Raw genomic sequence first — 12,591 nt, 5'->3', positions numbered from 1 at the left:
TGGTTGTTTTAACGGATAAAATTAATGTAGCGGATTTAAATAATTGGGATTGCGGAGTATTACGGACAGAATAAGCAACTAGTGCGGAGTTTTGAGCTGGCCAATACGGGCATGAAAGCCAGCGACCAGATAGAAACAGCAATTGAGCAGGTGGGAGCGATTAGCACCCGATCTCTCATCCCACCTAACGTACCGTTCTTTATATGACAGTTTGATTAAGACTTATGATGCAAAATTTCATAACGAGATACTAATTCAAGATTTCTTGTTTCGTAAGTGACCTCTATTTCTCTTTGTTGCCAAATCGGCCAGTCTAACTGGTATGGGTAATCGACTTTCACCATTTATTAATTCCTCAGTAATAGTTGTTGCTGTTGGTAAGTCTATATAGTTCCCACATGAAATGAATATAGGTTTGACGTCTTGATGTGTTCGTAAAACTCTGCCGTATATTTCCTTATTTATAATTATATCTACATAAGAACCTACCCTACTTTCAGGCATTTCAAATTCGGCATCAGCTATTTTCAAGTAACTTTTAGCAATGCCGATGGTTGGTTTATTCAGAAAGAATGAAGCATGTGTTGCGATTCCCATATGCCTTGGATGCAAATAGCCATTGCCATCAAACATAAATAGATCTGGTGCGTGTGTAAGCTTTTTGGCCGCGCTAATAACTAGGGGAAGTTCCCGAAACGCCAAATATCCTGGTATATAAGGGACTGCGATAATTCCTGCGCTATTTGTTTCTTCAATAACCGCTTTTGTAACATAATCTATGACGATTATGCTACAAACACCCCATTCAATTCCTTCATCCTCCCAGTAAGCTACATCCACACCTGCAATGAACTTGATATCAGTAGCAGCCATTCTGTTGACCATACTAACTTCTTCTTTTAAACACATTTGAATTGCATTCCATTTCTTATTGTCGACTGATAGTGGATGGACATTCTGAATGTATATTTTCATTCTCCTCAATGATTAAATTTGCTCAATAGAATTTACTCTCCATTGTCTAACTCAACCAATTAATTGGCATTATTTTAAGACCAAGTTATAAATCAATAGTGTTGACTTCAATAAAAGTCTTCTGTAGGACTTCCTCGCTTAACTCACCCTATTGTTTTATAAATGATTGTTTAGCTCAAAATTCTGTTGGCAATCAACTAAGGTGGTTTTCTCCTTAAAATCATTCTTTCGTGGAGTACTCGCCGTGTAAACATTCGCAGTTCCTGCAGCTATGCTGACAATATGTTCGTTGACATGCATATATATACTCACCTTATTTTATTGAATGAAACTGGTTGTCCGATTCAGTCATTTTACGCACTATCAATAACTTGAAACATTTGTATTAAAAAGCGATAATGTTGCGCACGACCAGCAATGCACCGAACACTCTCATGATTTTTTCTTTTTATCTCTCCCCTTCTATTCTAACTCTGTTCTAGGCAGGTTACCGTCTATGTTTGGCAGTGCACAGACGGGAAAAACGGAAAAAACTTTCAAAGTTAGGATAAATATCTACAGAAAAAGAAGTATGTATTCCTACTCTAGTAAATTCATACTTCGTTAATTCGTTTTCTATTTTCTTTACATATCCTTACTAGCCATTTACCGCTATTTTCACCCAGACAACGTATAATGATAGAAGAAGGAGTATTTTTTGTTAAAAAAGAGGTGCAATTACGCTTAAAAGTTTGAAACAATATTTCCTAGGCAATATGAAACATAAAAAACAAGTCAATTATACCTCTAGATGGTGTGAGTGTTTGGAAGCAGTTAAAATACTATCAAATTTTCAACATGACAAAGTCATAAATTTATTAAAAAATCCTACGCGCAAGGTGTAGAATCTATGAACTGGGTAGAAAAATGTTGGGCAAAGCTGTACTCCATAGTTTTACGATGTATGAAGGATCATCATTCCCTCCGCTTGCGGAGAGTATAGCTATTTTATCTTACGATGCGGTTCTTCTAAACTACTAGTAATATCGATTGAAGTTTCACGGTAGACACTAAAAGGACCACTGATATTATTATATTTTCAAATTGAAAATATTCATTTTATAAGCCTATTTACTCTCAACCTCTTGTACATACTCCCAAGTTTCACCGTGATCATTTGATTGATAAAGTCCACTACTATTCCCATTGTAATCACCATCCGATCCTTGCCCAATTAACATAGTAAGAACCCCATCTTTTTCAAAAGGCAGACCTGGAAAATCAAATGGATTTATAGATTGTCCACTATCTAACTTCATTTCCTGCATGGTGTAACTTACCTCTTCGAAAGATATCCCTCCATCATTTGTGCGGAATAGTACTCCTTCAGTACCAGAAGGTCTTGCTGCCCTTAAAAATCCAAGTTCCTCATTAATAAAAGTGATTCCTGCTGCACTACCAACTGTTCCATTGAATGGATTTTGATTAATAACCGTCCAAGTTTTCCCGCCGTCACTCGTCTTTCTGAGTGAATATAAAGTACTTCCTAATGCTTTATCCGCAACATCTAATAGATATCCTACTTCATTTGATAGATAAAACTGTTCATTGGTATTAGGTATTTCTTGCCGATCATCTTCAAGACTATCTTGATATTGAATCGTATTTGACTGACTCCAATCTGGGTCACCAATTACATTATATCTAGCAGGTATGATCTCTTTCTCTTTTCCAGGGACAAAAATAGATACCGTATAGCCAATTATTTCAGATGTAGTTTTTGTAGGAGTCTGCTCCATACCATTCTCATCCATGTGTATAATCCCCTCAGTATTGTAGCCCCAATTTCTTTTCCCGTAATAAACTAACCCATACGTATGTTCATTCCACATATCCACTGTCTGCTTCACTGGAATAACCTTAACCGTTCTAATTAGAGGTTCCACTAGCTTTTCCTCATTATAATCGGCATGTAGATATCCGTTTAATCTTACAGTAATAGTAGACGCCTTATTTTGATCATAAGTGATTAGGTAACTTTCCTCTTCCCCATCAGCATTTTTCCCATAAACAAAAGTATCAAATGATGTGATGGTTCCATCCTGATTAAATTTAAGGTGAAAATCACTTTCCATATATAATTTCTTCGGCAAAGCATATTCTTTATTTATATCTTTAAAAATCCCTTCTACTCCATCCATATAGATGTTGTTATGTTCAAACTCAACTGAAGCTTCATTTTTTAATCTATCAATAAACCAAGCAAGTTCGCCTCCGAAATTTGTTGCACTTTTATAAATCTTCATTCCATAAAATATTGTAATGCTCATGATCATTACAACAGAAACGTATTTCCATGCCTTCAAATTAATCAATTTCTTGGGTTCAAGTTCTTTAGCTTTTATAATTTTCATTGCAGAAAATGCAATTATAGAAATTAAAAGTACTATAGATACCAATAAAATAGGAACAGTATGATTTATTCTTCCATACATACAGAGTAAAGCTAATTCATAACAAAAAATCCAATATACAATTAGGAATAGTGGATTTGTTAATAATGATATTAATATCTTTTTTATATTCCCTCTAAATATGTAAACCACTCCTAACCAAAGTTCATAGACACTTTCACTTATTTTGAGTGTACTTTATTTCGCATGTTTCTTGTCTATTAGTCTATTGATTAATGTAGGCGAAATCCTTATTGAACAATTGTCCCTGAATATTGAGTTCGTAATTAAAGTATAGCAAACTATTATCCTTTAAATGATAAACCTTTTTCTTCTAATGAAGTTCTCATAATAGGTAGGGAGGCTGGTCCAATACCATGGATTTTCAGAATTTCTTTTTCGGTGTACTTTGAGAGTTTTTGCAAAGTATCGATTCCCCCATGAACTAAGGCATTTCTAGCTGGTGAACTTAGTTTCGAAAGGAATCCACTTTCAGGTTTATTCTCTTTATCGCAAGTAGGACAACTTTGGCAGTCACTACTTTTATAATACCTATGTCCTTTTTCACAAACCTTTAATTTTTTTTCAGCTTTCAAATAACCACTCCCAATATATATTGATTCAATGTTAATATATTATTTTTCTATACTTAGTTATACAATCCCGTAAACACTCTCAATGTCCCTATTAAAGAAACTTACTTCTTCTGTTTATATGTACTACTTTATAATATCAATTAGCGTTACTTAAGAACCTGTTCCGATTACTGAATAGGCTACCGATCTCTTATACAAAATTACACCCGATAAATTGATAAGAAATTCAGCTTTCTATTTCTTACCCCTTCGGCATCATGCTCATATCCATATACAACACATTCCAACGGTGACCATCTAGATCAGCAAAACCGCACCCATACATCCAACCTTGGTTCTCTGAAGGTTCACCAAAAATCGTGCCTCCAGCCATTACAGCCCTCTTTGCTATTTCATCTACTTCTTCTTTACTCCCTGCATCTATGGAAAATAATACTTCGGTAGCTTGTTTTGTATCGACAATTTCATGTTTTGTGAAGTTTTTAAAAGTGGAAACAGGAAAAAGCATTACGATAGCATTACTCTCTCCGATGACTAATTGCACTTGATCGCTATCACCAGGTAGTGTATTCGTCGAAAATCCAAGTTTGCTATAAAACTCTTTTGATCTATTTGTATCTTCAACTGGTAAATTGACCCAAAAGTTTTTAACCATAATTATTTCTCCTTTTAAAATTCATTTTTACTTTTCAGTATATTTTCCAGTAAGATATAAATACCTTCTTTCACTAAAAAGTATCTAATTTCCAAGTAAATTAATTGAAATGATTCCGAAATCCCACTTTTATGCGACGTGCTACTAGTAGTTATTCACTCTTTTCCATAACCGCAAAATAATTTTGTTCGCTATCGGCAAAATTGAATACTTTTCCGGAAGGCATAGTTACAATTTCTCCGACTGTGATATTTTTATTTGATAGGGTGCTATGCAACTTATCGAGATCTTCCGAGAAAAACATTAATGAAGGTGTACCAAGATTCAATTCTGGCTGCATTTCAGAAATTATTGCCTTATTGTGAAGTATAATGCTTGTTTCGGCTTCCTTTGTAGCTGCAATTTCAATCCATCTCATTCCTTGACCGTTATCTTCATCTGATATTACGATAAACCCTACTTTTTCTATCCAAAAATCCACCGCATCATCTTGGTTGTTGACATACAACATAACTTGACCGATTTTATTAATCATTTTCTTCTCCCCTTATCAATAATTTATCGCTTATATTTATTGTTGGATTTAATTTGATATTTATACAAACTATTGGCCTTATTACTAAAAGAGCATAAATCCTTCATGATACAATCGCATCCGGTACAGGACTAACCTTTGGAAAACGTTTATTTTTATGGTGAATGAAGGGAAAATCAGCTCAGGAAAATGATAAATTCTTATAAGAATGATTATGTAATTTATCTGGATACAGAAGCATGGTTCTATGGCGGCGGATTGCAAACATCGAAAACCATGATTGGAGATACAAATTCATATTGGAATTAATAGATACACATTCCCTTATTTCATTTCGCTATTTATTGCCTAACGTGACTATATAAAGAAAAACCATCTAAAGCGATCGGGGTATATCCTTTTCCAATAGATGGTTTTTTCTGTGTAACCAGTTGAATAGCGCTTAAACCTGGCGTATTAAACAATCTCAGCATTACCCTATGTATTTCTCTTGGCTACTTAACTTCACTAAAAACGGATATAGAATGATAACCAAAATGAATAAAATAGGGAATAAGCTAAGTATTATAGCTTCTGGCACCTCAAAGAACATTTGAATAATCAGTTGCAATAAAACAATCGGAGTTAACATGCCAATTTCCCCTTTGGATTTTTGCGTTTGATATTGTTTTTCTTCGCAGTACGGGCAAGTCATGGCAGGGTTTAAAGTGGTCGTCTTTATTATTGTTTGTTTCCAACTCCACTGATTATTGCAATTTATGTAGGTATAACATTATATTTTTAAACCAGCTCGATTGCATTGAATACGCAATCGAGTCGATTTATATAGAATTTCATTTTCTACTAGTGGCTATAAACATCGATGCATCTTGATTCGCGAAAATCTGTTTCCCATGATAGAAGGTCTTACATGTAGTCGACGTAAATCCGACTTCGGCTAATATACTTTTTAGTGCATTATGCGAAAATCCACTATGAATTTTCGGATGATTGACTTGATCATTTTTGTCAAAGTCAACAATTATTAGCAGGCCATCATTTTGTAAAATGCTATACAGCTTTTGCAAAATTAATTTAGTATCGGGAATATGAAGAAGAACTAAAGAGAGTAACACGATGTCCGCTTTAAGTTCAGGCATGTCTTCGGTAAAATCTGAATACAGTACTTCGCAGTTAGTCATTCCTCTTGCCACAATCTTATCTGTTGCATCCTGTAATGCTTGTTTTGAAGAGTCCACGAGCAATATAGAATCTACTAAGTCCGTTAGTTCTAAACTAACTAAACCCGAACCGCTCCCATAGTCTACTAACCTTTTTGATTCACTACCTCGTAATAGTGGTCTTACTTCTTCAAGAATAACGTTAACCAATTCCATTCGTTTTTCCGTTTCCATACTTCACTCTCCCATTTCATTTGTTGTATTACTTGATCGGTACCTTGTTTCGTACCTTTTCTGTTACGACAGTAAAGGTATCTAGTAAATTTTCAGGTACCAGATCCTGAAAAGATTAAATTGATTGACGCTAATATACAAAATGTTTGCCAAGTCTAGTCAAGAATAACACCCGATCGCTACGAATTAACAAGAATACAATTCCAGCAGTTTTTCTTTCATTATTTTATTCGGGCTACTCATATCAATAAAATAGGGTAATTGCCATTGTTGTGTTTCCATTGCTTGTTTACTAGTGGGACGATCCCAGCTAGGATACACTCTAATTGCCATTTTCCCTTTTGTTGAACTAGATCTAAGAATATTCTGTTTGAAAAGTACTTCCTTTGGGAAAATAAATTGTCCAAACTCCTGCTCACTCTTATAAGTAGTTATAACTAACAAATCGAGCGCTTCTTCATATGAATAAGGCTGATTTTTATTGTTTTCATCTTTTTTCCAAAGCGCTACAAATTGCCCCACTTTCGTAGGTGTTCTATTCGCTACTCTAAATCGAACGGTTTTAGAGGATATTTGGAATGTACCAGCGCCATATTTAGCATTTTGCTTTTCTTCTTGCACCGACTTCAACTTTAAATTATTTGGCTCATATAGCATTTTATTCATATGGGTTAATGCTCCATAAAAATCTTTCATTGTCCGACTCCTTTACTTCGCAGTTACTTGACCCGTTACGATAGTCTATAATAATTTTCAGCAGTATATATAGACCACCACCAAAACTTAGCACCTTGACTCACAACGAATCTATCCAGCCATAATTCAAAGTTCGATTCTAGTGGCTCAGCTTCTTCAAATGATTCTATACAGGATTTCCAAAAAAGGTAGTTTCTTTTATTTTGTGAGTAGTATTCAGAATTAATTACAATATTATCCTGAGATATGTATGCAATATTATAACAACCTTCATATCGTTCGTAGTGTTCATTTAATTCGATAATTTGTTTTAAGCTATAAAGTTCTATTTCTCCGCCAAATGTGATGTCATCAAATAAACGACAACCATTCGTTATTTTAAGAAATGCTTTATAGTCTGGTGGAATTAGAAAACCCGTTTGTTTTTCAAAGTCATGTATTTCCTCCTCACTTGCTGGTGGATTGAACGTGCATTTAGCTTTATACAAATATAATCTTGTCCGTTTGTGTTATTTGATGTGATTCCCTGTTTTATTTCCTAGTAAACAGGGCTTATTATCTTTGACATGTAGTATTCATCAACAAACTCATCATTAATGAATAAAGAATGTCTTTTTGTTCCCTCGACTTCGAATCCCATTTTTTTATATAAAGCAAGACCAGCTTGGTTCCTTGTAACGACTGTTAATTCTAAACGATGAATACCGTGTTGTGTGGCCCATTGCTCCAACTCTTTAAATAGCTTCGATCCTACACCTTGACCTCGATAATTCTCGGATATACCGACAACAATATAAGCCGAGTGCTTGTTTCTTTTCGCATCGCCACCGATAGCAAATAAGTATCCCACTAACTCATTATTTCTGTTTTCAGCTACAAAAATAGTGGAATTATTACTATCCTTCATACGCTCTATCATCTTTTTTTGACGTTCTATTTCAATTTCTCTTTCCCCAGCTTCCCAAAGCATATATTCAGAACTTGATTCTACTTGCTGAATTAGATTGGAAAGTTTTTCTGCATCTGAATTTTCTATTTCTCTTAATATCAAATTATTTCTCTCTCCCATCATAAATAACCCAACTATATGCCCCTATTGTGGAAAATCCTTATTCAGTTATCGCACCCTTTTGTTGAATCATCATCTACAAGCTATTCGATAAACATCAGCATTTGTAGGAACAAAGAAAAAATCATTTTCTTCTGTTTATCAAACGTACAATTCCAAACACAATAAGTATTAGAGCAATTGGTAAAGTATAAAAGTCATTAATAGGTGTAAGAAAACCTATAAAGAAAGTTACAATACCCAACAGTATTATTCTAATACCCAAACTACTTACCCCGTTTACCTGATCTGAACGCAATCGTTTATACTGCATTCGCGCCTGATTGTAAAAATTCTGAAATTACTTCACTTTTTCTATAGTGATTGTAGAAATTCCGACTGGAGCTACTTCCATAGTCGTACCATCATATCCGACTATCACCTTATCACCTACATGAATCGTTTCTTCTACATTCTCAGGGAGATCAATTTCAACAGTTCCTGAAAGTTTATTATCATTCGCTTCAATTTCAGAAACGTAAGCAGTTCCGCTACTATGGATCTCCTCGATTGTTCCTACAAAAGTTGCTTTAACGTCTTTCTCCAGATTCTCTGAACCGCAGGCAAACAGTAAACTAGTAACTACTGTCAAACAGAGAGAAAAAACCATTTTATTTCTCATTGATTAAGTCAACTCCTTTAAAATACGGATGAATCTTATTGAAAATCATTACACTTTCCGTTTATGAAGAGAGCCTGATTGAGCATTAACCTTCTACTGTTAAAGCTCTTATTTGTGACGAAGTAATTAGCCTTATTAATCACTAAACTCTTTAAAAAGGTTCTTTAATTCTTTTTCGTTATATAAGACGCCACCTTCACTCATAAATTTTTCAATCTCAATTGTTCCATCTTCCATAAACTCGACTTCCCAACGCTGACCTGGTATAGCAATTTCTACCATAATCGCTTCGCTTCTGATCTTGCTCAATTTATAAAATACTTTTCTTTTCTCAAGCTCATTAAGGAAATCATTAAGTTTTTGGACTTCCATTAAAATCACTCCTCAAACATTATTTTCATTGGTTTAGTAACCCACATATTTAATAGTGCTTTTACTTAAGTAGGTTCCAAAGTTTTGAAAACATGCTTTCATTCATCTCAAAATAGACATCTGTATTTCCATAATAGATATATCCATCTTTAAGAAGAGTAAGTGTAACCGTGGAACCGTCATGTAATGCTAAAGTTAGTTCCCTGAATTCTTCGTCATTTCGAGAACCACTTATTGGATCTGAATTTTGTTCGCGAAGATGAGGCTTAGTTTTTTTCAGTTCTTCTAAGAAGGTATTTAATACGTTCATATCTAAAATCGGCTTGTAATTATCAATGTCGTGATCCCAATCACTAAAGGCTCTCCACTGAGCAGTGGATACATTTCCCACCAGATGTAACTTACCAAATACATCCTCCCCACTGCTTATCGTTATTCCGTTAAGACACTCATAAAACTCTGCGTATTGGTTTCCAGCCTGCCCCTCATAAACCATTAATCTGAAATCTTTATCGTAGCCTTTCACAGAATACACATCCATTTCACCAATTGTTGAAGCTAACTCTTCGTCGTAGGCTTTTTGCTTACTCCATTCATCAATACTCCCTTTTGTAGTTCCAAGTTTATCGCCTATAAGAGCTTTTGCATCTGTAGCATGTATTTCTGAGTTTGTTTGAGTATAAATCTTTCCGTTATACACAATTAAGCCAACCATGTCTGCATTTGAAGAATCTTTAGGTAATTGAATAGCTGGGATTTCCACACTTCCATTTTCATTATCCATAAGTGGATCTTGATTGTCTGTTGTACTATCTGAAGTCACGTAATTCATTAAAGTGAATGCTCCAACAGAAATAAGTAAAGCAACTACAATCCCGATACCTTTTACAGTAAATCTTTCTCTATTCTTTTTCATTCTATCCCTCCTACTATTAGTAGACCGAGATAAGTTAAATACGTTACATATTTGAATATATCAGGACTATAGAAGCGCTATCATTCTTCCGCAACCATCCCCATCTATTCACAGAGTTCATTTATAATAATTGAACTTGAGTAGTTAAGTGAAAATAACAATTTGGATTCATTCTACAAATCTTCTCGTAAATGGGATGAATAAATAACTATTCAATTGGAGGTTTTCTTTTACTTTTTCATAGTAAAATAGATATTGATAGGATGTGATGTTAATGGAGGCTACAATTCATGGTATTATTTTGGCATTCGGCTTAATTTTACCACTAGGAATTCAAAATGTATTTGTGTTTTCACAAGGAGCTACACAGCCGCGAGTTCTTCAAGCACTTCCGGCGACTATTACAGCTGCACTATGCGATACTTTTTTAATCGTGTTAGCTGTATTTGGACTATCAGCTATTGTATTGCAATTTGAATGGCTGCGATTTAGCTTAGTCCTCGTGGGTGTATTATTTTTACTGTATATGGGGCTTTCCATTTGGAATACAAAACTAAAAGCAAATGAATCGAATAACGCGTTACCAATCCGCCAGCAAATCATGTTTGCTTTATCCGTTTCTTTATTAAATCCTCATGCTATCTTGGATACAATAGGAGTGATCGGGACAAGCGCGTTAAAATATGTGGGAAAGGAACAAGTATATTTTACAATCGGTTGTATTGCAGTAGCTTGGGCTTGGTTCTTCGGATTAATGATCGCAGGTTCGATTTTGAAAAAGTTGGATACAAGAGGGAGTTTGATGGGTATAATAAACAAGTTTTCGGCATTGTTTATTTGGGGAACTGCTATTTATCTTTTGGTTGGGTTAATGTGAGGGTTAATTATTATTTTGGAATAGAAAAACAGATTAAAAGGCGTCAAGTCTCGACACTATTCTGAATTGTGTTGGAACTTGGCACCTTACTGAAAATATTACTTCCTTAAAAAAAGACTGCAGACAAGCTTCAAATTTATGAGGGTTGCCTGCAGTCTGAGTAGATTAATTATGAGTGGGATTTTTAATTTTCCATGAATCTTCACACGCTTTAAAATTTTGCCATTACTCCACAAGATCGACTGACAGATTCTCAGTCTATGCGCTCAATGATTGTCGCATTTGCCATTCCCATACCTTCACAAATAGACAGTAGCCCATAACGACCACCCGTGCGTTGAAGACGATTCATGAGCGTAATCATTAATTTCGCACCCGTTGCTCCGATCGGATGGCCAAGCGCAACCGCACCACCATCAGGATTCAGTTTTTCGGGATCCGCTCCAATTTCCTTCAACCACATGATTGGAACGGGAGCAAATGCTTCATTCACTTCATACGTATCTATATCTTCAATTGTGAGTCCCGCTTTCTTTAAAACTTTTTGAGTGGCTGCAACTGGTCCGGTCAACATTAATGTCGGATCTGATCCTACAACACTTTTTGCCACTATACGTGCTTTCGGTTTTAACCCTAATTCTTTCGCTTTATCTGCTGACATTATTAAAACAGCAGCAGCACCATCACTCATTTGACTAGAGTTGCCGGCTGTAATGATACCGTCTTCTTGGAATACTGGTTTTAAATTTCCTAACACTTCTACCGTTGAACCTTCCCGTGGTCCTTCATCTTTTTCAAAAACCATCGTTTCATCATTATCCAAAGAAACCGTAATCGGTATGATTTCTTCATCAAAATATCCTTCCGCTATTGCTTTAATTGCTTTATCATGACTTTCCGAAGAATACTCGTCAATCTCTTTACGGGTCAGACCATATTTTTCTGCAACTTTTTCTGCTGAAATACCTTGATGCACAATTTCGTATTTGGATGTTAATTTCTTGCTAGGCTTTGATTCACCCACACTGGAAAACATAGGAACGCGTGTCATGTTTTCTACGCCACCTGCAATGACGATATCCATATCACCCGATGCAATAGCCTGCGCTGCGAAGTGAATTGCTTGTTGGCCAGAACCGCACTGACGATCCAGAGTGATACCAGGGACTTCAATCGGGAATCCCGCAATCAGTGCTGAAGTCCTGGCGATATTCATTGATTGCTCACCAACTTGCGATCCACACCCCATAATAACATCTTCTACTTGCGAAGAGTGAATTCCTGTCTTTTTCACGAGTTCTTTTAAGACTGTGGCTGCTAATTCATCTGATCTGACAGAAGATAAAGCACCTTTTCTTCTTCCGACTGCCGTACGTACTCCATCTACAATTACAACTTCTATCACTAGGATCG

15 protein-coding genes are annotated in these 12,591 nt (G+C 35.4%); 1 reads left to right on the top strand and 14 read right to left on the bottom strand.

The window, feature by feature from the left end; translation table 11 throughout:
* Positions 1-255: 255 nt before the first annotated feature.
* From CSV70_RS13720 to CSV70_RS13660, 13 genes are all read right to left on the bottom strand, one after another.
* Positions 256-909: an endonuclease V gene (locus CSV70_RS13720; RefSeq protein ID WP_099629256.1), complete on the bottom strand. Its 654-nt coding sequence runs from the start codon at positions 907-909 to the stop codon at positions 256-258.
* A gap of 1,172 nt (positions 910-2,081) precedes the next feature.
* Positions 2,082-3,536 (bottom strand): WD40/YVTN/BNR-like repeat-containing protein, encoded by a 1,455-nt coding sequence (locus tag CSV70_RS13715; protein WP_143560428.1) that lies wholly within the window; start codon positions 3,534-3,536, stop codon positions 2,082-2,084.
* A gap of 176 nt (positions 3,537-3,712) precedes the next feature.
* Positions 3,713-4,003, bottom strand: a complete 291-nt coding sequence (locus CSV70_RS13710; RefSeq protein WP_099629246.1) for an RNA polymerase alpha subunit C-terminal domain-containing protein — start codon at positions 4,001-4,003, stop codon at positions 3,713-3,715.
* Positions 4,004-4,244: 241 nt separating this feature from the next.
* Entirely contained in the window at positions 4,245-4,658 is a 414-nt protein-coding gene (locus CSV70_RS13705; protein WP_099627494.1) for a VOC family protein, read from the bottom strand.
* Between the two features lie 151 nt (positions 4,659-4,809).
* Positions 4,810-5,193, bottom strand: coding sequence for a VOC family protein (locus CSV70_RS13700; protein WP_099629245.1), 384 nt, complete (start codon positions 5,191-5,193; stop codon positions 4,810-4,812).
* A gap of 472 nt (positions 5,194-5,665) precedes the next feature.
* Entirely contained in the window at positions 5,666-5,953 is a 288-nt protein-coding gene (locus CSV70_RS13695) for a TIGR04104 family putative zinc finger protein (protein WP_099629244.1), read from the bottom strand.
* A 73-nt stretch (positions 5,954-6,026) separates the two neighbouring features.
* A complete protein-coding gene (locus CSV70_RS13690; protein WP_099629243.1) occupies positions 6,027-6,587 on the bottom strand; it encodes a class I SAM-dependent methyltransferase in 561 nt (186 codons plus the stop codon).
* A 186-nt stretch (positions 6,588-6,773) separates the two neighbouring features.
* Entirely contained in the window at positions 6,774-7,283 is a 510-nt protein-coding gene (locus CSV70_RS13685; RefSeq protein WP_099629242.1) for a MepB family protein, read from the bottom strand.
* 35 nt (positions 7,284-7,318) lie between these two features.
* Positions 7,319-7,771 (bottom strand): SMI1/KNR4 family protein, encoded by a 453-nt coding sequence (locus CSV70_RS13680; RefSeq protein ID WP_099629241.1) that lies wholly within the window; start codon positions 7,769-7,771, stop codon positions 7,319-7,321.
* A 50-nt stretch (positions 7,772-7,821) separates the two neighbouring features.
* Entirely contained in the window at positions 7,822-8,355 is a 534-nt protein-coding gene (locus CSV70_RS13675; protein ID WP_233191819.1) for a GNAT family N-acetyltransferase, read from the bottom strand.
* Between the two features lie 337 nt (positions 8,356-8,692).
* Complete coding sequence (locus CSV70_RS13670; RefSeq protein ID WP_099629239.1) at positions 8,693-9,013, bottom strand: hypothetical protein; 321 nt, start codon at positions 9,011-9,013, stop codon at positions 8,693-8,695.
* Between the two features lie 135 nt (positions 9,014-9,148).
* Positions 9,149-9,385, bottom strand: a complete 237-nt coding sequence (locus tag CSV70_RS13665) for a hypothetical protein (RefSeq protein WP_099629238.1) — start codon at positions 9,383-9,385, stop codon at positions 9,149-9,151.
* Between the two features lie 61 nt (positions 9,386-9,446).
* Positions 9,447-10,301: a hypothetical protein gene (locus CSV70_RS13660; protein ID WP_099629237.1), complete on the bottom strand. Its 855-nt coding sequence runs from the start codon at positions 10,299-10,301 to the stop codon at positions 9,447-9,449.
* Between the two features lie 274 nt (positions 10,302-10,575).
* Between CSV70_RS13660 and CSV70_RS13655 the strand changes: the two genes are divergently transcribed.
* Positions 10,576-11,178, top strand: a complete 603-nt coding sequence (locus tag CSV70_RS13655) for a LysE/ArgO family amino acid transporter (protein ID WP_099629236.1) — start codon at positions 10,576-10,578, stop codon at positions 11,176-11,178.
* A gap of 253 nt (positions 11,179-11,431) precedes the next feature.
* On the opposite strand, the gene CSV70_RS13650 is transcribed toward CSV70_RS13655, so the two are convergent.
* Entirely contained in the window at positions 11,432-12,583 is a 1,152-nt protein-coding gene (locus CSV70_RS13650) for a thiolase family protein (RefSeq protein ID WP_099629235.1), read from the bottom strand.
* Positions 12,584-12,591: the final 8 nt, after the last annotated feature.

The organism is Sporosarcina sp. P25 (assembly GCF_002743235.1).
In the GTDB taxonomy this organism is placed as follows: domain Bacteria; phylum Bacillota; class Bacilli; order Bacillales_A; family Planococcaceae; genus Sporosarcina; species Sporosarcina ureae_B.
This window is presented reverse-complemented; position numbering and strand designations above follow the sequence as displayed.